Raw genomic sequence first — 19,385 nt, forward strand, 5'->3', positions numbered from 1 at the left:
CGTGACGCCGCCTGCTCTCGCTGCCTGACATCTTCTTCTGCGCTTTCTCACCGGCCTCGTGGTCGGTCTCGCCGGGCTGCTCTGAACCTCTGAGCCGCCCCGGCCACTCAGCGTTTTGTGTCAGGTCTTAGAGAGATCATGTCTTCACAATCCCATAGAGATCATTTCGTGCTGCCCTGGACCGTGCGGAGGACCCGGCTGCCGCTGCTCACCGTGCGTTGCCTGGACTGCCGGGCGCAGGCGGCCACCGTCGGCGAGGGCAGGTTCCGGATCAACGCCAACGGCAAGCTGCTTGACGTGTGGCTGCTCGTCCGTTGCGTCGGCTGCGACCGGACCTCGAAGATCACCGTCCATGAGCGGGTGCCGGTCCGATCGCTGGATCCGGCCAGGCTCCGCGCCTTCGAGGACAACGATCAGGGGCTCGTCGCTGACGCGCTCCTGGACCCCGCGCTCGCACGGCGCAACCGGTTCACCCTCGATTGGCGTGGCGCGTGGCGGCTGGAGTCATCGGCTGCCGAGACGGCATGGCCGTACCGGGTGGACGTCGGTTTCCTCGATCCCGTGCCCGTCCGCCCGGAGCGGCTGATCGCCCAGGGGCTCGGGATCAGCAGGGGCGAGGTCGGGCGCCGCATCAAGGGCGACCTCCCCCTCAACCGCACCACGACCGCGGACTTCTCGTTCGTCGTCATGCCCGCTGAATAGGGCCCAGAGAAGTGGTGGGTGGGACTGAGGCTACGACCACGGCGACCGCCTCAGTCCCACTCCACCGGCAACATGGACGTCGTTCCCGGTGTCCACAACCTGGCACGAACCCAGCCAGAGGGTCAGCCCAGGCGCCTTCGCAGGAGGCAGAACTCGTTGCCTTCGGGGTCGAGCAGGACGTGCCAGGACTCCTGTCCGGTCTGGCCGATGTCGGCCGGGCGCGCCCCGAGCTTCAGGAGGCGTTCGAGTTCGGCGTCCTGATCGCGGTCGGTGGCGTTGACGTCGAAGTGCAGCCGCGGCCTGCCCGCATTGAGCTCGGTAGCGGGGCTGAAGACCAGAGTCGGCTGCAATCCGCCGAACCCTTCCCGTGGTCCGATCTCCACCGCGCCGTCGTCGGTGTCGTCGAGCACGATGAAGTCCAGCACCTCGCACCAGAACGCCGCCAGCCGTTGCGGGTCCCGGCAATTGATGATCAGTTCAGAAATACGACAAGCCATGATCGGCACCTTACGGGGCATCCACCCCACGCCGCCAATCCGTGAGCGGATGCAGGTGGGGCCGTCGGTGACCCACGGGACCAGCCGGGCCGGATTCGCCCCGCAACCGCACGGGCCCGTTCGGAGCCGTGATCACGTGGCTGGAAAAGGATTGGACGGGATGATGCTCGGGCTTGTAGCTTGCAGTCGACCGTGACGCCGCCCGAGGAGGTGAGACCCATGAACGCTGTATCGATGTGGGTGCTCCCCCTTCCCGTCACGGCCGGGCGATTGACGTAGGTGTCGCCGGGAGCGCCTCGCCAACAAGGCACTCCCGAAAGGCAACACCTATGCACTCTCAGTTCTCCGCCGAGCCGCCGTCGAACGACAGGGTCGAGCGCGACGTCCCCGCACTCCGGTCGCCGGCCTCCGGCGCCGATCGCGCGCCCCTCGTGTACGACGTGATCATTGCCGGGTGCGGGCCGACCGGTGCGATGCTGGCCGCCGAACTGCGGCTGCACGACGTGCGGGTACTCGTTCTGGAGAAGGAAACCGAGCCCAAGTCGTTCGTCCGCATCGTCGGTCTGCATATTCGCAGTCTCGAGCTGATGGCCATGCGCGGACTGCTGGATCGCATTCTCGAACACGGAAGACAGCGCCCGGCCGCCGGTTTCTTCGCCGCCATTGCCAAGCCCGCGCCCAAGGGCCTGGATTCCGCGCACGCCTATCTGCTGGGCATCCCGCAACCGGTCATCGAACGTCTGCTCGAAGAGCATGCGATCGCGCTGGGTGCGCAGGTCCGGCACGGTTGCGCGGTGGCCGATCTCGAGCAGGACGACGAGGGTGTGACCGTCGAGCTGGCCGACGGGGAACGGCTGCGTTCGCGCTATCTCATCGGCTGTGACGGCGGGCGCAGCACGGTGCGCAAACTGCTCGGCGTCGGCTTCCCCGGCGAGCCCTCGCGGACCGAGACGCTGATGGGCGAGATGGAAGTGGGTGTACCGCAGGAGGAGATCGCCGCCAAGGTGGCCGAAATCGGCGCGACCCGTCAGCCATTCTGGCTCCGGCCCTTCGGCAAGGGAATCTACAGCGTCGTAGTCCCCGCCGCGGGAGTCGGCGATCGCGCGGAACCGCCCACCCTCGAGGATTTCCAACAACAGCTGCGCACCATCGCCGGAACCGATTTCGGCGTGCACTCCCCGCGTTGGTTGTCCCGTTTCGGGGATGCCACCCGGCTGGCCGAACGTTATCGGGTCGGGCGGGTGCTGCTGGCCGGCGATGCGGCACACATCCATCCACCCACCGGCGGACAGGGCCTCAACCTGGGCGTTCAGGACGCATTCAACCTCGGCTGGAAACTGGCCGCACAGATCCGCGGCTGGGCGCCGGACACACTGCTGGACACCTACCAGGCCGAACGTCATCCGGTCGCCGAGGACGTGCTGGACAACACCCGCGCCCAGATGGAACTGCTGTCCACCGAACCGGGCCCGCAGGCCGTACGCAGGCTGCTCACCGAGCTGATGGACTTCGACGAGGTGAACCGCCATCTGATCGAGAAGATCACCGCGATCGGCATCCGCTACGACTTCGGCGCAGGCCCCGACCTGCTCGGCCGCCGCCTGCGCGACATCGACGTGAAACAGGGCCGGCTCTACGGTCTGCTGCATCGCGGCCGCGGCCTGCTGCTGGACCGCACCGAACGCCTGACCGCCGGCGGCTGGTCAGACCGGGTCGACTACTTCGCGGATCCCACTGCGGCACTGGATGTTCCATGCGTCCTGCTACGCCCCGACGGCCACGTCGCCTGGATCGGCGACGATCAGCAGGACCTGGACGACCACCTCTCCCGCTGGTTCGGCAAGCCCGCCGACTGATTCGCCTGAGTAACAGAACATGAATGCGAGCGAGGCTTCGGCGGCGTAACAGGCCGAAGGCCGTCAGCGGGTGGCGGCGAGGAGTCCGGCGAGGTCGAGTGCGTCACCTTTGACCTCGGCCAGCCACTCGTCCTGGATGTACTCGAAGCCGCCGGTCTCGGTGTCGAGCAGGCCGATGCTTGCGGCCGTCACCCGTTGTTCGGGGTTGTCGGGCTCCGGCTCCCACCTGGTGTTCTTGGGCTGTACCAGCTGGGCGAGCGCGTAGGAGGTCGTGCGGCCGTAGTGGCGTGGGCCGTTGGGGTGGTGGTAGTGGCCGCTGATGTGCAGGCTCGGCTGCAGGTGTTCGATGAGCCGGGTCAGCTTCGCCGAGCCCTGCACGTTCCCGCGCCGGTCGCGTGACATCCCGTACGGGCCGTCGTGGGTGACCAGGACGTCCACGCCACCCGGTTCGACGGCACTCAGCCGCGCGTAAGCGCTCTCGTCCAGATCCATCTTCCCGGGAGCCTCGATCAGTCCCAGGAACGCCACCCGCTGCCCGGCGACCTCGACCACGGTTCCGCAGGCGACATGGCGGTAGGCGCCGAGCGCGTCCACCTGCACGACCTCGGCGGCCGCCGCGTCATGCAAGGAGGCCAGCCAGTCGTGATCCTCGTGGTTGCCGCTGACGAACAGCACTGAAGGGACCTGTCCGAGGGCCAGGCGCACGCCTTCGGCGAACGACGGCGACGGATCGAGCAGGCGCAAGAAGTCCCCCTGGGCGGGATGGTCCCGCCAGAAGCGGCGGCTGGACTCGTCGAACCGCTCGAACGACGGGTACGCGCCCAGATCTCCGACCTGGATCACGGCGTCGAGGCGGATGCCGCGACGATTCTGGAGCAGTACCGCAGCGCCCAGCGCGTGCAGCACACAACCGTGGACATCACCCACAAAAGCGATCTTCATCGCCTGTCGACCTTTCGCGAAGAGCCATTCGGACATGGCCCGGCACCGGTCGAGCGGCGCAACGATGCGGTGTCAACCACCGGCCCTGGACCGGTGACTCACATCCCAGCGCTCCACCGCCATCTCGACGACCGAACCGGGTCGAGCATCGCACCCACTCGGAAGACCGGTCAAATCCAGCGCTGTGCCGGGGAGGCGGCGGTGACGTGAGCGGTGGTGACGTGAGGGTCCACCGTCCGGCCGCCCGACAATGATCCGTCTCCGCGCACCCGCAGCACGTCGATCGCCACCACCGGCGTGCGTTGGGAGTCCGGGCCTCTCAGGTGCGAGGAAACACGTCCCGGCGCAAGCCCTCCTGACCTTTGACTTCGCCCCGCCCAGGCCCCTACGGTCCAATAGTCGACCGGTCGGCTAGTTATGAACACGGCAGGCCACGGCATCCCACCCCATCCAGGAGAAGGTCATCATGAGCACCCAGAAGGTCGCAGTCATCACCGGCGGCTCGCAAGGCATCGGCGCCCACCTCGTCGACGCCTACCGCAAGCTCGGCTACGCCGTCGTCGCCACCTCCCGCACCATCACCCCCTCCAACGACGCGGACGTCCTGACCGTCCAGGGCGACATCGCCGACCCCGCCACCGCCGAACGTGTCATCACCGCCGGCGTGGAGCGGTTCGGCCGCATCGACACCCTGGTCAACAACGCCGGAATCTTCGTCGCCAAGCCCTTCACCGACTACACCCAGGGCGACTACGCCGCCGTGATCGGCGTGAACCTCGCCGGCTTCTTCCGCATCACCCAGCTGGCCGTCGAGCGGATGCTCACCCAGGGCGGCGGCCACATCGTCAACGTCACCACGAGCCTGGTCGACAACGCCGACGCTCGGGTCCCCTCCGTCCTGGCCTCGCTGACCAAGGGCGGACTGCAGTCCGCCACCAAGTCCCTCGCCATCGAGTACGCCACTCGCGGCATCCGCGTCAACGCCGTCTCGCCCGGCACCATCAAGACGCCCATGCACCCCGAGGACATCCATGAGATCCTCGCCGGCCTGCACCCGGTCGGCCGGATGGGGGAGCCGGGCGACATCGTGGACGCGGTGACCTACCTGGAGAACGCCCCGTTCGTCACCGGCGAGATCCTTCACGTCGACGGCGGCATGAGCGCGGGCCACTGAGGGAGAACAGCGATATGACAGACACCGAAACGATCCTGCGTGGCGTCCTCGACCGGTGGAAGGCGGGCGTCGACGGCCACCAGCCGGATCGGGTCGCGTCGGTGTTCACCGAGGACGCGATCTTCCAGGGGCTTCGTCCCTACAGTGTGGGACGGCAGGGGGTCGCTGACTACTACGCGTCCCAGCCTGTCGGCCTGTCGGCCGCGTACCACGTCCTGGAAAGCCGGCGCCTGGGCGACGACATCGTGCTCGGCTACCTGAGCGTCGACTTCTCGTTCACCGACCGGCCCACGGTCAGCGTCAACCTCCTCGTCCTGCTGAAGCGCTCGCAGCCCGATTGGCTCATCAGCCACTACCAGGTCTCCCTCCTCGGCTGAGACCGGCCTCACGGGTCCGGGCGCGGCGATGCGCCCGCCCGGACCCGTGAAGCCCCTCCGACCCGATACGAAGGCAGAACACAGCATGGGCAACACCACCCTGGGCACCCACGGACCACAGGTCGGCGTCATCGGCCTGGGCGCCATGGGGATGAGCTTCATGTACGACATGGCGGCCCCCCGCGACGAAGCCACGTCCGTCTCCGTCATCCACCAGGCCCTCGACCTGGGCGTGACCTTGATCGACACCGCTGACGTCTACGGCCCCCCACACCAACGAGGAACTCCTCGGACGGGCCCTGACCGGCCACCGCGACCGCGCCGTGCTCGCCACCATCGCCGCCACGGTCCGCCACGTCGCCGACCGGATCGGCGCCGTCCCGGCCCCCGTCGGCGCCCGATACTGACCGTCCCACCCCGCCGCCGGGGACCCGTCAGCCCCGGGGCGCGTACATGATCACCAAGACGCCCACCAGGCACACCAGCGCCCCCACGACATCCCACCGATCCGGCCGGAACCCGTCGGCCACCACACCCCACAGCAGCGACCCCGCCACGAACACCCCGCCGTACGCGGCCAGAATCCGCCCGAAATGCGCATCCGGCTGCAACGTGGCCACGAACCCGTACAGGCCCAGCGCGATCACTCCCGCGCCCGCCCACACCAGCCCACGCTGCTCCCGCACCCCCTGCCACACCAGCCACGCCCCGCCGATCTCGAACAGGGCGGCCAACACGAACAACACCAGCGAACGCACCACACTCATGCCCGCCATTGCACCAGCCCCCACCCCGCGCCACGCACACGGGGCTCACCCGCTCCACAACCAAGATCGTGACAGGCCCTCGCCGGAACCGACATGATCGAACGCATGACAGCCGACGGGAACACCCGCTTCGACGAGGGCGCCACGGCGGTACGCCGCCACGTCTGGAACGGCAAGGTGTGGACGGCCGCGCCGTACCGGGTCCTGCAGGACACCGACGAGTACTTCGTGGTGGCCGGCTGGCCAGGGCTGAAGAGCCTCGCCTCGACCACCTGGATCACCTCCTTCCTCAACGGCGGCAGCCGCCGCGAGCAGACCATCGACGAGCTGGCCTCGGGCCGGTGGGAGCTCGGCTGGTGGACCTGGCGGGGCACCGTCGTGCGCAGCTGGTACGGCATCGACAAACACTTCACCGTCCGCCAGTTCTTCGACGCCGACCACCGCCCGCTGACCTGGTACATCGACTTCGACCTGCCCAAACAGCGCACCCGCCTGGGCATCGACACCTTCGACCTCCTGCTCGACCTGATCGTCGAACCCGACCTGTCGCGGCACCGGTGGAAGGACGAAGACGAATATCGGCACGGCAGACGGCTCGGGCTCATCGACGACCGGGTGCACCGGCACGTCACCGCGGCCCGCGAGGAGGTCGTCGGACTCGTCGAGACCCGGCAGGGCCCCTTCGCCTGCGACTGGTCGCCCCCGGCCCACGAGCTGTGGCAGACGCCGACGCTCCCCGGCGACGCCCTCGAGACCCTCTGAGAGCCCCGGCGGGGGCTCCATCCTGCGTGTCCACAATGGGTCATTTGCCTACATAGGGGATGGTCCTGACTTCAGCCCGGCATCCACCCCCGTGACAGGGGAAGGCCAGAGAGGGGATGGCAGCCTTCGTCCCAGACGCTCAGGAGGGGGACGACCATGTCACCGGGCAAGAGGAAACCGGATCTGCCGAGCCTGATGTTCGCCGAGCAGCCGGACGGGAGCTTCGTGACGTCCCTGCGAGGGCTCGCGGTGCTGCGGGAGCCGCTGCTGAACAAGGGCACCGCGTTCTCCCCGCAGGAGCGGGCCGAGCTGGGGCTGCAGGGCCTGCTCCCACCGGCGGTCGAGACGCTGGAGGAGCAGGTACGCCGCACGTACGTGCAGTACGGGCGGCAGCAGACGAACCTGCTCAAGAACGTCTACCTGGAAGCGCTGCGCGACCGCAACGAAGTGCTCTATTACCGGCTGCTGAGCGACCACCTGCGCGAGATGCTGCCCATCGTCTACGACCCCACGGTGGCCGAGGCGATCCGCACCTACAGCCACGAGTACCGCCGCCCGCGAGGGGTGTACCTGTCGATCGACGACGTGGACGGGATCGAGCGGGCGTTCCAGAGCCTCCAGCTGGGCCCGGACGACGTCGATCTCATCGTGGCCTCCGACGCCGAGGAGATCCTGGGCATCGGAGACTGGGGAGTGGGCGGCGGGGCCGGCATCGCGGCCGGCAAACTGGCCGTCTACACCGCCGCCGCGGGCATCGACCCCGCCCGCGTCATCCCGGTCGCCCTCGACGTCGGCACCGACAACGAGGCGCTGCTGAACGACCCCACCTACGTCGGCAACCGGCACTCGCGCGTGCGGGGGCGGCGCTACGACGACTTCATCGACGCCTACGTCACCACGGCCACCCGGATGTTCCCCGGCGCCATGCTGCACTGGGAGGACTTCGGCCCCTCCAACGCCCGGCGGATCCTGGAGAAGTACACCGAGCGCATCTGCACCTTCAACGACGACATGCAGGGCACCGGCGCCATCGTGCTGGCCGCCATGCTCGGCGCCGTCCGCGTATCCGCGACACCGATGCGCGACCAGCGCATCGTGATCTTCGGCGCCGGAACCGCCGGCATCGGCAACGCCGACCAGCTGCGCGACGCGATGATCCGCGACGGCCTGGACCACGACACCGCCACCCGGCGGATCTGGCCCATCGACAAGCAGGGCCTGCTCATCGACGACATGACCGGCCTACGCGACTACCAGCAGCCCTACGCCCGCCCCCGCGACGAGGTCGCCGGCTGGTCCCGGGACGAACGTGGCATCTCGCTGGCCGAGGTCGTCCGGCGGGTCAAGCCGACCATGCTGCTGGGCACCTCCACCGTCCACGGCGCGTTCACCGAGGAGATCGTGCGCTCGATGGCCGCGCAGGTCGAGCGGCCGATCATCTTCCCGATCTCCAACCCGACCGAACGCATCGAGGCGATGCCCGCCGACCTCATCCGCTGGACCGGCGGCCGCGCCTTGATCGCCACCGGCATCCCGGTCGAGCCGATCACCCACAAGACCGTCACCTACGTCATCGCCCAGGCCAACAACGCCCTGCTGTATCCAGGGCTGGGGCTGGGCGTGGTGGTCTCGCGAGCCCGCCGGGTCAGCTCCGGCATGCTGCAGGCGGCCGCCGAAGCCGTCGCCGGCATGGTCGACGTCTCGGCCGCGGGAGCCTCGCTGCTGCCCCAGGTGGACAATCTGCGCGAGGTCTCGGCCACAGTGGCCGTGGCCGTCGCCAACCGGGCGGCCGAGGAGCACCTGGCCCGCACCATGCTGCGCGACACGGTGCAGCAGGTCCACGAGGCGATGTGGCAGCCGGCCTACCGCGCGATCCGCGGGAACGGGCGATGAGCACGCCACGGGTCCGGGACGTGCCGATCGGGCTGCACGAGAGCGGCACCCGCACGGAAAGCGACTCGCTCGGCGAGATCGAGGTCCCGGCCGGGCATTACTGGGGCGCCCAGACCCAACGGTCGCTGATCCACTTCGACATCGGCGACGACCGCATGCCCAAAGCCGTCTACCACGCCTACGGCTACATCAAGAAGGCCGCCGCGATCGTCAACGCCCGCGCGGGCCGCCTGCCCCGGTGGCAGGCCGACCTGATCAGCCGCGTCGCCGACGAGGTCATCCGCGGCGACCTGGACGGCGAGTTCCCGCTGTACGTGTGGCAGACCGGCTCGGGCACCCAATCCAACATGAACGTCAACGAGGTGATCTCCAACCGGGCGATCCAGCTCGTCGGCGAGCGGCTGGGCAGCAAGGATCCGATCCACCCGAACGATCACGTGAACATGGGCCAGTCGTCCAACGACACCTTCATCACCGCCATGCACATCGCCGCCGCCGAGGCCATCGACGACCACGTGCTGCCCGCCGCCGCCAGGCTGCGCGACAGCGCCGAGAGCAAAAGCCGGGAATGGGCGCACGTGGTCAAGATCGGGCGCACCCATCTGGAAGACGCCACCCCGCTGACCGTCGGCCAGGAATGGTCCGGCTACGCCGCCCAGCTCGGCGACGCCATCGACCACCTCGAACGCACCCGTACCGGCCTGTACCGGCTGGCCGTCGGCGGCACCGCGGTCGGCACCGGCCTGAACGCCCCGCCGCAGTTCGGCGAACAGGTGGCCGCGCAGATCGCCGAGCTCACCGGGCGGCCCTTCGTCAGCGCGCCCAACAAGTTCGCCGCCCAGGCCTCCTGCGACGACCTGGTTCGCGCCTCGGCGGCGCTGCGCACCCTGACCGTGCCGCTGTTCAAGTTCGCCAACGACCTGCGCTGGCTGGGCTCCGGACCCCGTACCGGCCTGCGCGAGCTGATCCTGCCGGCCAACGAGCCGGGCTCGTCGATCATGCCGGGCAAGGTCAACCCGACCCAGGCCGAAGCGATGCTGATGGTCGCCATCCAGGTGGCCGGCAACGACGCCGCCGTCTCGATGGCCGGCGGTGAGGGCAACTTCGAGCTGAACGCCTTCCGCCCCGTCATCATCAGGAACGTGCTGCACTCGGCGCGCATCCTGGCCGACATGATGGACCACTTCCGCACCTACCTGGTCGAAGGGGCCCGGCTGAACACCGAGACGCTGCACCACAACATCGAACACTCGATCATGATGGTGACCGCGCTCAGCCCCGTCGTCGGCTACGACCGGGCCGCCCACATCGCCCACCACGCCCTCGACAAGGGCCTGCCGCTCAAGGAAGCGGCGCTCCAATGCGGCATCTCCGCGGACCTCTACGACAAGATCGTCGATCCCGAACGCCTTACCCGGCCCGGCGTACCCAGCCCTGACGGCGGCACCCGGCCCTGAAGAACGACGCTGAAGAACGACGCTGAAGAACGACGCTGAAGAACGACGCTGAAGAACGACATCGCTCCGGCCGCACTGAGCCGTGCACGCCCGTTGAAGATGGTCGACACCGCGACGTCCGACCTATGAAATGTGCTGATTGCATGCCGCTGCCCGATCTAGGGTGCGGGCATGTCGTACGAGCTGCGCGGTGTTGTCGGTGACTTCGACCATCTCCGGTTCCTGTCGGATGACGTGCCGCGGGCTGTGGTGGCGCCGCTTCGGCAACGCTTGGGGCTGCTGCCGGTTACCGACGAGGTTTTCGACGAGCTGACCGACGTACGGCAGGAGGCCGGGCCGTTCAGGTGGATGTCCCCGGCGTTCGCCGAGAGGCTGGAGGACTGGTCACGCGGCGGTCGAGTCGCTTACGTGGAGGCGGACTTCTGGGGTGGTGACGGCAGCCAGACCGCTTCCCTGTGGGAGAACGGCCGTCAGACCTGGGGTCCCGAGCACGCCTGGATCCCTGCGACTGCGCGACCGTGCGAGGACTGGCCGATCAACGCCATGCTCGCGCGCCTCGGAGCGGTCGGGACGGCTGCGCTGGACCTCTTCGACGCGGTCGGCTTCGGGCAGGAGCGCGACATGGAGGGGTGGCGCCGGGCGGGCGTGCGTGCCCTGGACGCCGCCGACTACGACGCCTGGGAGGCGGCGCGCCGTGCGAAGGAGGAGGCCGATGCCCGCGCCGCCGCCGAACGTGACAGGTACGTCAGACGTGACGATGTCCCCGTCGTACTCGACGGCAGGGCGGTGATGGAGGTGCTCGGCATCCCGTCGTCCCCGCTGGTGGGGGCCGCGATCCGGCATCTGCAGGAGGTTCACCTGGAACGCGGCTCCCTTGCCCCCGACGAGGCCGCCACCGAGCTTCGCCGCTGGGCCCAGAGCCTGTGAAGTGCTCGATGAGGTCGCCCGCTGACCAACATCGGTTCGGTCATCGATGCAACATGCCTTCAACGCCAGCCAACCTGCCTGACGTGCCTTCTTCCGTCCGGGGTCCGTCCGAGCGCTGACCATCCCCGTCCGGCGACGTGTCCGGAATCGGCCGCGCCCGGTCCGCGAAACTGGCGGGCCGGCTAGTAGGCGCCACCGGGACGCCCTACGACATTGGTCCGCATGAAGAGAGACAAGCAGAAACGGGGAAGCGGGAGCCGGTCCCCCAAGAGGACCAGAAAGGCGGCAGGCGAGCAGAGCGAGCCCATCCGTGCCCTGGTCAAGACCAAGCGGGACGCACTGCCTGTGAACGCACCGCCGCCGAGCGCCCTGGCGGGACTGATGTCGTTCAGGGATGTGTCCGAGTCACATCTTCTGCCTTTTCTCGATATGAATGACCTCTTCGAGCTGGCCGCGACGAACAGCTCTTTTCTGGTCAAGGTGGCCGACTTCGTGTTCAACCCCGCCTCGGCGGGTCCCGGCAGGAGCTTACGGATCCCGCCGCCCTCCCTGGCGTCGACTCAGACCAGGCCCGCCACCCACTGGAACGCCTTGCTCAACGAGCCTATCGATCTGTACCAGGCGATCTTCGGCGAGCGGACGGAACGGGAAGATGCCCTGTACTCCGCCGTGAAATATTGGCTCATCCACGTGGCCAGGCTCGGCCCCCGGGTGCCTCCCAGGCAACTGCTGTGGACCTTGAAAGAAATGTACGGGCGCGGCCTGGACCGGCAACTCGTGACGGCCCACGATCAGAGATCCGACGAGTCCGAGGACACCGAGGTCGCCACTGAGCCCTACGACGGCGCTCGCATGCTCTTCGAGATAGCGACCGGCATCGTCGCACCCACCGAGAACAGGGTCCAGCTTCCCCTGCTGGTCGCCGACCTCGCGGCGGTGAACGACCTGCCCCTCGATCAGCAAACCGTCGAGGAACTGAACGGCATGATGGCCGACCTGCCCATCTGGAACAGGGAGCGGGACGACCCGCTGTTCAAGGACCGGATGAACAAGCACGCAGCAGAAGCGGAAAAGGAGCAGAAGTGACCGGCGACCCGGTGGCCATCGCCGATGCTGTACGCGGGAGGCTGCGCAGCAAGCTCGACCTGTCCAGGGGCTGGGTGACCGCCGCCGGGCACAGCTGCCTGGACGCCGTCTATCGCCGCGGCGCCCGGCGTGACCCGCTGCCCGAGCAGGCCGGCGCCGAACCGCTGGCCTGGGCGCTGGCCCATCTGCGTGACGCCGGCGAATGCCTGGGCACCCTGAACGGCTTCCCGGCTGACGGCGCCTCCGCGCCCGTCAAAAAGGTGAGCGCGGCGATGCCGCAGGCCGTCACCGCGCTGAGCCAGGCGTACGGCTCCTGCCAGGATCTCGCCACGTCACCACCGCAGACCGACGCCAGGACCAAGCGGCACGCCGACGTCAGCCGGCGACTGGACTCCATCATCAGGACCCTGGAGGACCTGCAACTCGAATGCGAGGACCTGCGCGCGAACTTCGACCCCTCCGCGCGCGCCCAGCAGAACAACGCCGGGCGCGCCACGGTGCCCGCGCTCAACCGCCTGGCGCAGATCATCGACCAGGCGAAACGCTGCTGTCTCAAGGCCGCGATGGCGCTGCGGGGCGTCGAGGACGAGGCCGTCCTGGGCGCGGCAGACGGTACGAGTGCGACCCCGTACGCCTGGCCCTTGCTGCCTTATCTCGACGATCAGGAGGTGGTGTTGGCGTATCTGGACATTCCCGCCGATGAGACGCGGCGCGACGCCACCGACACCCTTCTCGCCCAGGCCGTGCTCGACCCGGGGAGCAGGCAGCACATCCACGAGGCCGTCCAGGCGGTCAACGCGGAGCGGACGGCCCGGACCTGACGGCCCATCGACTGACGCCCTGAGCCCGTCCGGACAGCGGGCTCAGGGCGTGCTGGTGAAGGGAGGAGGACGTGGCCCGGCTGTCTCTGCCGGGTCACCCCCATCCCAGCCGCCCAGGGCCGCTAGGTGATCGCCTCGTGGGGTCCAGGATCGTGGCCTGCGGCCGATGGGGCCAGGCACCGCCGCTCGGAGACGGTTCCGTCGACGTCGTGGGTGGGGACGGCGACGGAACGCTGACCGATGATCATCGCTGGTGTGTCGTGGGCGCGGGCCGGTCATGGCATCACGACGAGTCGCCTGCCTTTGAGGTCGGTTCGCTGCCAGGCGGTCGCGATGTCGCTCAGCGGGACCTTCTCCACCTCGAAGGTGAGCTCGCCGGACCGCGTCCACGTCACGACCTGCTGGTACACCTCGTCCATGGTCTGCGGGTCGAGGCCCTTGGCCGCGCCGTAGATCTCCACGCCGGAGGTGCGCAGGCTCGACCCGGCGATGGTGACCTCGGTGCCGACCGACTCGCCGATCTGGACCACCCGGGTCGGCTTGCCGAACGCGAACGACCGCGGCACCAGGGCCCGCAGCAGGATCTCGCTGGGCCTGCCCCACAGGTAGTCCACGACGACGTCGTAGCCGTCCCCCCTGGCGTCGAGATACGCCTGCGCCAGCGCCTCGTCGGAGACCGCGGTGTTGATCACCATGTCGGCTCCGATGGCCTGCACCTCGCGCAACTGGTTGTCGTCGCGGCCGGTGGCCACGATCCGGCCGGCGCCCAGCAGCCGGGCCACCTTGACCGCGAGCCGCCCGGCGACCCCGGTGGCGCCCTGTACCAGCACCGTCTCCCCGGGAACGAACCCCGCGGCCGTCTTCATCGACATCGCGGTGACGGCCGAGGCCATCACCGCTACCACGGCCGGGTCGATGCCGTCGGGGATCGGCATGTAGGAGCCCTGGGGCACGACGGCCTTCTCGGCGAGCGCGCCGTAGGGCAGGCGGATGTTGCCGAACCCGACGAGCGTGCCGTCCGGGAGGGCGCCGATGCCGTCGAAGGCAGGGATCATCGGAAGCCGGCCGATGTACTTCTCGCTGGCGTAGTGCGTACCGGCCGCGATCGCCTTGTCGACGTTCTCGACGGCGACCGCCTTGACATCGATGATCACCTCGCCGTCGCCGGCCACCGGATCGGGGAAGTCCTCATAGCGCGGGATGCCGCCGGCCTCGTGGAGCACCGCTGCCTTCATCCCAGTTCCTGCCCGAACAAGCGGGCGATCCGCGTCTGCCACGCCGCCAGGACGCGAGGCGGACGGGCCGGAGAGTGGTTGAACCCATGGTGGTTCGAACGGTGGTGCGAACGGTGGTGCGTGAGCGAGCGCCGCCACCCATGGCCGTGGCGGGCCTGGCCCTGGTGCCCGGCCGGCTGCTCGATGTGCGCGGGAACCCCCGGTGTGCGATGGGTCGCCCAGTGCAGCAGGTCGCGAAGCGAGTGCTGGTGTCTCATCGTTGCCTCCTCTGGCGCGCGAGTCTCTATCACCGATAGAGAACTCTATCACTGATAGACTCGTCAAGGGAGGTGCCGGAATTGGCTTTGGACAAGCAGCGGATCGTCACCGAGGCCGTCGCGCTACTGGACGCCGAGGGTCTCGACGGCGTGACCACGCGCAAACTGGCCGCCCGGCTCGGCGTACAGTCGCCGACCCTTTACTGGCACATCCCGAACAAGGCGGCGCTCGTCACCGCGATCGCCGAGGCGATTCTCGAGCAGCAGTTCCCCGAACTGGCATCGCCCGCGCCGGAGGAGCACTGGCAGGACTGGCTGATCGGCCTGGCCGAGCGGCTGCGCCGCGCGCTGCTGGCCCACCCGGACGGAGCCCGGATCATCGCGGCCTCCCAGCTGTCCCTCAAGATGGCCGCCATCTCCGAACTGGCGATGAGCACACTGGTCGGGCGGGGCATTCCCCTGCGGCAGGCTCGCCTGATCGTGTTGACGGTGTTGCGCTTCACCGTCGGCTACGTCCTGGAGGAACAGGCCGGCCGCCCCGACACGGACGCCCTGGACGGCTTCGACATGGCCGCCTACGCCACGGCGTACCCCACCGTGATGGCCGGCGTGACAGAGTACTTCCAGGCCGGCCGCACCGTCGACGACCTGTTCCGCGACTGCCTGGAACAGATCATCCACGGTCCTGCCGCGCAGTCCGGCCCCACGCCCTGACCAGTCAGCCGCTCCGCAAGCGAGTGAGCGACGACGACTTTCCCCGCGTGGAAGCCTTCGACTGCCCGAAGTCCTCCTGCGCCGCCCCTGCCGGATCGCCCTGCCGCACCGGCCGGGGCAAGGTGGCCGCCCAGTACCGCACTGCCCGGTTCCGGCTCGTTCCGTCCCTGGCCAAGGTGCTCAACGTGCCGACCCCGGCGCAAGGCCATCGGCGGCGCCTCCGGCCGGTACGCCAGCGCCCCCACGGCCGCGGCAGGCACACGAACTCCAGAACCGGGATCTCCGCGGGGGCCCGGCCCGCCGTCACCGGGAACGCCGCCCCTCTCGGGGTGGTGGGTCCACGCGCTCGAGCCGGGTCCAGCCCGTCCAGCCGCGCTCCTTCAGCAGCTCGATCAGCCGGCGGGCCGGCGGCGCCGAGTCGAACGCCAGATCGTCCATCAAGCAGCTCCCGCACCCGCGCCAGCGGCACCCCGGCCCCGGTGAGCGTCCGGATCTTGATCAGCTCGACCACGGCGCCGGCGTCGTACCGGCGATAACCGGAATGGTCCCGCTCCGGCTCCGGCAGCAATCCCTTGGCGTGATAGTGCCGCACCGCGCGCACCGTCACCCCGGCATACGACGCCAGCTCGCCGATGGTCAGCATCATCCCACTCTCCTAGCACGCGGCCTCCTAGCGTGCGGCGCGGGTCCGGTAGAGGCGCCGCGACCACGCATAGCCGGCCGACCCGATCACCGCGCACCAGCCCACGGCCCACAACATGTCCGGCCCCGCCGGCGACCCGGCCAGCAGGCCGCGGAAGGCGTCCATGATCGGCGTAAACGGCTGATGCTCGGCGAACCACCGCAACCCCGACGGCATCGACGCGACCGGTACGAACCCGCTGCCCACGAACGGCAGCAACACGAAGATCGTCGGCAGGTTGCTCGCGGTCTCCGGGTCCGGACTGGCCAGCCCCAGCGCCACGGCGAACCACGTCATCGCCAACGACACCAGCGCCAGCAGAGCGGCCAGGCCCGACCACTGCATCACCGACGCGCCGCTGTCCAGACCGATCAGGAACGCCACCCCCACGACCACCACGAGCGCGAACGCCGTCTGGATCATCGCGCCCAGCACGTGTCCGGTGAGCACCGAGACCTTGGCGATGGCCATCGTCCGGAACCGGTCGATGATCCCGTTCGTCATGTCGGTGGCGACCAGGACCGCCGTCCCTATGGACACGCTCGCCACCGTCATCATCAAGATCCCGGGCGTGATGAACGTCAGATAGTCGCCGCGGCCCCCCGCCGAAGCCCCCGGCAGGCCGGGGCCCATGGTGCCGCCGAAGACGTAGACGAACAGCAGCAGGAACAGCAGCGGCTGGCCGACCAGCATCAGCGTCATCGACGGGTAGCGGGCCATACGCTTCAGGTTGCGCCGCAGCATGGTCGCCGAGTCACGCACGGCATAGCCGACGCCGCTCATGCCGGCACCTCCTCGGCGGCGGGGCGGCCGGTGAGGGCCAGGAACACGTCGTCCAGATCCGGGGTCCGCACGGCCAGCCCGGTGACCGCGCCGTCGTCCCCGATCCCGTCCAGCAGCCGCCGCAGCGCGGCCAGACTGCCGTCGTGCGGCACGGTCACGGTGAGCGCCCCGGCGTCCGGGACCGCGCCGGGCAACCGGCGCGCCAGCTCCGCCACCCGCTCGCCGTCGGCGACCTGCAGCTCGATGTGACCGCCGGGGACCAGCCGCTTCAGCTCGGCCGCGCTGCCCTCGGCGACCAGCCGGCCCCCGTCCAGCACCCCGATCCGGTCGGCCAGCTGGTCGGCCTCCTCCAGGTACTGGGTGGTGAGGAAGACGGTGACCCCGCCGGCCACCAGCTCCCGCACGATGCCCCACAGGTCACGGCGGCTACGCGGGTCCAGGCCGGTGGTCGGCTCGTCGAGAAAGATCAGCCGCGGCCCGGCCACCAGGGTCATCGCCAGGTCCAGCCGCCGCTTCATGCCGCCCGAGTACGTCACCGCGCGCCGGTCGGCGGCACCCACCAGATCGAAGCGCTCCAGCAACCGCCCCACCACACTCTCGGCCCGCCGCCGGTCCAGATGCCCCAGGTCGGCCATCAGCCGCAGATTCTCCCGCCCGGTCAGCAACTCGTCCACGGCCGAGAACTGCCCGGTCACCCCGATCGACGCGCGTACCCGCTCGGCCTCGCGGCGCACGTCGTACCCGGCCACCCGGGCCTGCCCGGCATCCGCGGGCAGCAACGTGGACAGGATCCGCACCGTGGTGGTCTTACCGGCCCCGTTGGGGCCGAGCAGGGCATAGACGGTGCCCGCGGGAACGCTCAGGTCGACTCCGGCGATCACCTCAAGGTCGCCGTACGCCTTGCGCAGCCCGGCCACCTCGATCGCACTGGTTTTCGTGGTCATGCCGACCATGCTGAGAGATTGACCCTGCGTCAGGGTCAAACCGCCGCCGCACGACCTCCGCGCTGACGGCACCGCCGTAGGCATGCGGGCACGGCAGGGGAGAGCGCCACCATCGTCCCGGCTGGACGGCAGGTCAGGTGGCGGCAGGAGTGGAGCGCGTGGCCAGGTGATCGAGCGAGATGCCGAGCACATCGGCCAGGGCGGCGATCGTGAAGAACGCAGGCGTGGCGATCCGGCCGGTCTCGATCTTGCGAAGGGTCTCGGCCGACATCCCCGCCGCAGCGGCCACCTCGACGATGCTGCGCTCACCACGGGCCCGGCGCAGCACCAAGCCCAGCTGCTCGCCACGCAGCCGCTCCTCGAGAGTCAGCGGAGGTCGTACCATGACACCCACTCTATACCCAGGGATACAAATACCGGGATAGTTATCCATCCCGCGGACCGGGGGAGCGCCCCCGACCTCAGCGGCCGCGCAACAACGGATGAGCACGCATCGCCACCTCCAGCTCACCCGGCAGCTCATCCCGATACCGCCCCAACGTCGCCAGATCGCTGTGCCCCAGCACCCGCCGCACCGCATCCATGTCCACCGCATCGGCCAGCAAATGCGTCGCCGTCGTATGCCGCAACCCATGCGGCGTCACCGAACGCCGCTGATCAGGATCCACCCGCTGCTGCACCCGATCGATCACCGCCTGCACATCACCCCGCGCCAGCCGCCGCCCCCGCCACGACAACAGCAACGCCTTCTCCGCCGCCGCCGGCCGCCCCCGCGCCAGATACTCCTGCAACACCGCCGCCACATCATCCGGCAACGGCACATCCCGCGTCCGCCCGCCCTTGCCGAAGATCCGCCAATACCGCACCCCGTCGTTGGTGAAGAAATCCTCCACATTCGCCCGCACCAACTCCGACACCCGCGGCCCCATCGTCGCCAGCAACAGCACGATCACCGCATCACGCAACTCCGTACGCTGATCACGCCGCTTACCCTCCGGCGGGGGAACATCCCCCAACGTCCGCGCCGCCCCGATCAGCCCCTGCGCCTGCTCCCGCGTCAACGCCCGCCGCTGCGGCCGCAACCCCCCACGCTCCTTCGACGTCACCGTCGAAGCCGTCATCGGATTGATCTGCACCCAGCCCGCCAGCGTCGCATGCTTGAACAACGCCGAGATCGACCGCCTAAACCGCGCCTGAGACGACGGCGACTGCCCCCCGCTCGGAGTACGCAGCCGCCCATCCGGCCGCCGGGCGAACGCCAGCAGCAGCGCATCCACATCCGCGCCCGTCAGATCGTCCAGCACCGCATCCGCGCCGGCCAGCTCCACCAGCGTCGCCACATCCCGCGCATACACCTCGGCCGTCGACGACGACAACGCCCCCGTCACCGTCCGCGCCCGCACCAGCTCCACATAGCGGTCACCCGCCTCCGCCACCGTCAACCGGTCGAGCTCCGCAGGCCGCACCGGCCACCCCTTCCCTCGCGCCACGACGAACCAAGCACGACGG

At 69.3% G+C, this 19,385-nt stretch carries 22 protein-coding genes; 12 read left to right on the forward strand and 10 right to left on the reverse strand.

The window, feature by feature from the left end:
- Window positions 1–168 precede the first annotated feature (168 nt).
- A complete protein-coding gene (locus ACIHFD_RS19070) occupies window positions 169–702 on the forward strand; it encodes a DUF1062 domain-containing protein (RefSeq protein ID WP_397368042.1) in 534 nt (177 codons plus the stop codon).
- 122 nt (window positions 703–824) lie between these two features.
- Here the strand turns inward: ACIHFD_RS19070 and ACIHFD_RS19075 are convergent, their stop codons facing one another.
- Window positions 825–1,199 (reverse strand): VOC family protein, encoded by a 375-nt coding sequence (locus ACIHFD_RS19075; protein WP_397368043.1) that lies wholly within the window; start codon window positions 1,197–1,199, stop codon window positions 825–827.
- A 431-nt stretch (window positions 1,200–1,630) separates the two neighbouring features.
- On the opposite strand from ACIHFD_RS19075, the gene rox reads away from it, so the two are divergent.
- Window positions 1,631–3,055: a rifampin monooxygenase gene (gene rox, locus ACIHFD_RS19080; protein WP_397368144.1), complete on the forward strand. Its 1,425-nt coding sequence runs from the start codon at window positions 1,631–1,633 to the stop codon at window positions 3,053–3,055.
- Between the two features lie 63 nt (window positions 3,056–3,118).
- Here the strand turns inward: rox and ACIHFD_RS19085 are convergent, their stop codons facing one another.
- Window positions 3,119–3,997, reverse strand: coding sequence for a metallophosphoesterase (locus tag ACIHFD_RS19085; RefSeq protein ID WP_397368044.1), 879 nt, complete (start codon window positions 3,995–3,997; stop codon window positions 3,119–3,121).
- 466 nt (window positions 3,998–4,463) lie between these two features.
- Between ACIHFD_RS19085 and ACIHFD_RS19090 the strand changes: the two genes are divergently transcribed.
- From ACIHFD_RS19090 to ACIHFD_RS19100, 3 genes are all read left to right on the forward strand, one after another.
- A complete protein-coding gene (locus ACIHFD_RS19090) occupies window positions 4,464–5,171 on the forward strand; it encodes an SDR family NAD(P)-dependent oxidoreductase (protein WP_397368045.1) in 708 nt (235 codons plus the stop codon).
- Window positions 5,172–5,185: 14 nt separating this feature from the next.
- Window positions 5,186–5,548 (forward strand): hypothetical protein, encoded by a 363-nt coding sequence (locus ACIHFD_RS19095; RefSeq protein ID WP_397368046.1) that lies wholly within the window; start codon window positions 5,186–5,188, stop codon window positions 5,546–5,548.
- A 169-nt stretch (window positions 5,549–5,717) separates the two neighbouring features.
- Window positions 5,718–6,005, forward strand: a complete 288-nt coding sequence (locus ACIHFD_RS19100; RefSeq protein WP_397368145.1) for a hypothetical protein — start codon at window positions 5,718–5,720, stop codon at window positions 6,003–6,005.
- Here ACIHFD_RS19100 and ACIHFD_RS19105 read toward each other — a convergent pair.
- The gene (locus ACIHFD_RS19105) at window positions 5,983–6,315 is read right to left on the reverse strand and encodes a YnfA family protein (protein WP_350736405.1); all 333 of its coding nucleotides are present in this window, start codon (window positions 6,313–6,315) and stop codon (window positions 5,983–5,985) included. The two genes, ACIHFD_RS19100 and ACIHFD_RS19105, sit on opposite strands and share 23 nt — an antisense overlap.
- Window positions 6,316–6,420: 105 nt before the next feature.
- Between ACIHFD_RS19105 and ACIHFD_RS19110 the strand changes: the two genes are divergently transcribed.
- From ACIHFD_RS19110 to ACIHFD_RS19135, 6 genes are all read left to right on the forward strand, one after another.
- Window positions 6,421–7,077 carry a DUF402 domain-containing protein gene (locus ACIHFD_RS19110; RefSeq protein ID WP_397368047.1) on the forward strand — a complete coding sequence of 219 codons (657 nt, stop codon included), beginning with the start codon at window positions 6,421–6,423 and terminating at the stop codon, window positions 7,075–7,077.
- A 156-nt stretch (window positions 7,078–7,233) separates the two neighbouring features.
- Complete coding sequence (locus ACIHFD_RS19115) at window positions 7,234–8,970, forward strand: NAD-dependent malic enzyme (protein ID WP_397368048.1); 1,737 nt, start codon at window positions 7,234–7,236, stop codon at window positions 8,968–8,970.
- A complete protein-coding gene (locus ACIHFD_RS19120; protein WP_397368049.1) occupies window positions 8,967–10,427 on the forward strand; it encodes a class II fumarate hydratase in 1,461 nt (486 codons plus the stop codon). Before ACIHFD_RS19115 ends, ACIHFD_RS19120 begins: the two co-directional genes overlap by 4 nt.
- 171 nt (window positions 10,428–10,598) lie before the next feature.
- Entirely contained in the window at window positions 10,599–11,354 is a 756-nt protein-coding gene (locus tag ACIHFD_RS19125) for a hypothetical protein (protein ID WP_397368050.1), read from the forward strand.
- 429 nt (window positions 11,355–11,783) lie between these two features.
- Window positions 11,784–12,440 carry a hypothetical protein gene (locus ACIHFD_RS19130; RefSeq protein WP_397368051.1) on the forward strand — a complete coding sequence of 219 codons (657 nt, stop codon included), beginning with the start codon at window positions 11,784–11,786 and terminating at the stop codon, window positions 12,438–12,440.
- Window positions 12,437–13,261, forward strand: coding sequence for a hypothetical protein (locus ACIHFD_RS19135; RefSeq protein WP_397368052.1), 825 nt, complete (start codon window positions 12,437–12,439; stop codon window positions 13,259–13,261). Before ACIHFD_RS19130 ends, ACIHFD_RS19135 begins: the two co-directional genes overlap by 4 nt.
- 275 nt (window positions 13,262–13,536) lie before the next feature.
- On the opposite strand, the gene ACIHFD_RS19140 is transcribed toward ACIHFD_RS19135, so the two are convergent.
- Entirely contained in the window at window positions 13,537–14,496 is a 960-nt protein-coding gene (locus ACIHFD_RS19140; protein ID WP_397368053.1) for a zinc-binding alcohol dehydrogenase family protein, read from the reverse strand.
- On the reverse strand, window positions 14,493–14,753 hold the full coding sequence (locus tag ACIHFD_RS19145) for a hypothetical protein (RefSeq protein ID WP_397368054.1): 261 nt from the start codon (window positions 14,751–14,753) through the stop codon (window positions 14,493–14,495). Before ACIHFD_RS19145 ends, ACIHFD_RS19140 begins: the two co-directional genes overlap by 4 nt.
- An 81-nt stretch (window positions 14,754–14,834) precedes the next feature.
- On the opposite strand from ACIHFD_RS19145, the gene ACIHFD_RS19150 reads away from it, so the two are divergent.
- Window positions 14,835–15,467 (forward strand): TetR/AcrR family transcriptional regulator C-terminal domain-containing protein, encoded by a 633-nt coding sequence (locus tag ACIHFD_RS19150; protein WP_397368055.1) that lies wholly within the window; start codon window positions 14,835–14,837, stop codon window positions 15,465–15,467.
- 4 nt (window positions 15,468–15,471) lie between these two features.
- Here the strand turns inward: ACIHFD_RS19150 and ACIHFD_RS19155 are convergent, their stop codons facing one another.
- The 5 genes from ACIHFD_RS19155 to ACIHFD_RS19175 form a co-directional block, all read right to left on the reverse strand.
- The gene (locus ACIHFD_RS19155; RefSeq protein ID WP_397368146.1) at window positions 15,472–16,110 is read right to left on the reverse strand and encodes a MerR family transcriptional regulator; all 639 of its coding nucleotides are present in this window, start codon (window positions 16,108–16,110) and stop codon (window positions 15,472–15,474) included.
- Window positions 16,111–16,137: 27 nt separating this feature from the next.
- The gene (locus tag ACIHFD_RS19160) at window positions 16,138–16,932 is read right to left on the reverse strand and encodes an ABC transporter permease (RefSeq protein WP_397368056.1); all 795 of its coding nucleotides are present in this window, start codon (window positions 16,930–16,932) and stop codon (window positions 16,138–16,140) included.
- Window positions 16,929–17,876 (reverse strand): ATP-binding cassette domain-containing protein, encoded by a 948-nt coding sequence (locus tag ACIHFD_RS19165; protein ID WP_397368057.1) that lies wholly within the window; start codon window positions 17,874–17,876, stop codon window positions 16,929–16,931. Before ACIHFD_RS19165 ends, ACIHFD_RS19160 begins: the two co-directional genes overlap by 4 nt.
- 133 nt (window positions 17,877–18,009) lie before the next feature.
- Window positions 18,010–18,261: a helix-turn-helix transcriptional regulator gene (locus ACIHFD_RS19170; protein WP_364258436.1), complete on the reverse strand. Its 252-nt coding sequence runs from the start codon at window positions 18,259–18,261 to the stop codon at window positions 18,010–18,012.
- A 76-nt stretch (window positions 18,262–18,337) separates the two neighbouring features.
- On the reverse strand, window positions 18,338–19,342 hold the full coding sequence (locus ACIHFD_RS19175; RefSeq protein ID WP_350736364.1) for a tyrosine-type recombinase/integrase: 1,005 nt from the start codon (window positions 19,340–19,342) through the stop codon (window positions 18,338–18,340).
- Between the last annotated feature and the right edge of the window lie 43 nt (window positions 19,343–19,385).

The sequence above is a fragment of the Nonomuraea sp. NPDC051941 genome, assembly GCF_044593615.1.

Bases quoted from the DNA above. Each gene is read 5' to 3' on its own strand.
- ACIHFD_RS19075 (WP_397368043.1), bottom strand. From the start codon at position 1,199: ATGGCTTGTCGTATTTCTGAACTGATCATCAATTGCCGGGACCCGCAA.
- ACIHFD_RS19085 (WP_397368044.1), bottom strand. From the start codon at position 3,997: ATGAAGATCGCTTTTGTGGGTGATGTCCACGGTTGTGTGCTGCACGCG.
- ACIHFD_RS19090 (WP_397368045.1), top strand. From the start codon at position 4,464: ATGAGCACCCAGAAGGTCGCAGTCATCACCGGCGGCTCGCAAGGCATC.
- ACIHFD_RS19095 (WP_397368046.1), top strand. From the start codon at position 5,186: ATGACAGACACCGAAACGATCCTGCGTGGCGTCCTCGACCGGTGGAAG.
- ACIHFD_RS19100 (WP_397368145.1), top strand. From the start codon at position 5,718: ATGGCGGCCCCCCGCGACGAAGCCACGTCCGTCTCCGTCATCCACCAG.
- ACIHFD_RS19105 (WP_350736405.1), bottom strand. From the start codon at position 6,315: ATGAGTGTGGTGCGTTCGCTGGTGTTGTTCGTGTTGGCCGCCCTGTTC.
- ACIHFD_RS19110 (WP_397368047.1), top strand. From the start codon at position 6,421: ATGACAGCCGACGGGAACACCCGCTTCGACGAGGGCGCCACGGCGGTA.
- ACIHFD_RS19115 (WP_397368048.1), top strand. From the start codon at position 7,234: ATGTCACCGGGCAAGAGGAAACCGGATCTGCCGAGCCTGATGTTCGCC.
- ACIHFD_RS19120 (WP_397368049.1), top strand. From the start codon at position 8,967: ATGAGCACGCCACGGGTCCGGGACGTGCCGATCGGGCTGCACGAGAGC.
- ACIHFD_RS19125 (WP_397368050.1), top strand. From the start codon at position 10,599: ATGTCGTACGAGCTGCGCGGTGTTGTCGGTGACTTCGACCATCTCCGG.
- ACIHFD_RS19130 (WP_397368051.1), top strand. From the start codon at position 11,784: ATGAATGACCTCTTCGAGCTGGCCGCGACGAACAGCTCTTTTCTGGTC.
- ACIHFD_RS19140 (WP_397368053.1), bottom strand. From the start codon at position 14,496: ATGAAGGCAGCGGTGCTCCACGAGGCCGGCGGCATCCCGCGCTATGAG.
- ACIHFD_RS19145 (WP_397368054.1), bottom strand. From the start codon at position 14,753: ATGAGACACCAGCACTCGCTTCGCGACCTGCTGCACTGGGCGACCCAT.
- ACIHFD_RS19155 (WP_397368146.1), bottom strand. From the start codon at position 16,110: ATGCTGACCATCGGCGAGCTGGCGTCGTATGCCGGGGTGACGGTGCGC.
- ACIHFD_RS19160 (WP_397368056.1), bottom strand. From the start codon at position 16,932: ATGAGCGGCGTCGGCTATGCCGTGCGTGACTCGGCGACCATGCTGCGG.
- ACIHFD_RS19165 (WP_397368057.1), bottom strand. From the start codon at position 17,876: ATGACCACGAAAACCAGTGCGATCGAGGTGGCCGGGCTGCGCAAGGCG.
- ACIHFD_RS19170 (WP_364258436.1), bottom strand. From the start codon at position 18,261: ATGGTACGACCTCCGCTGACTCTCGAGGAGCGGCTGCGTGGCGAGCAG.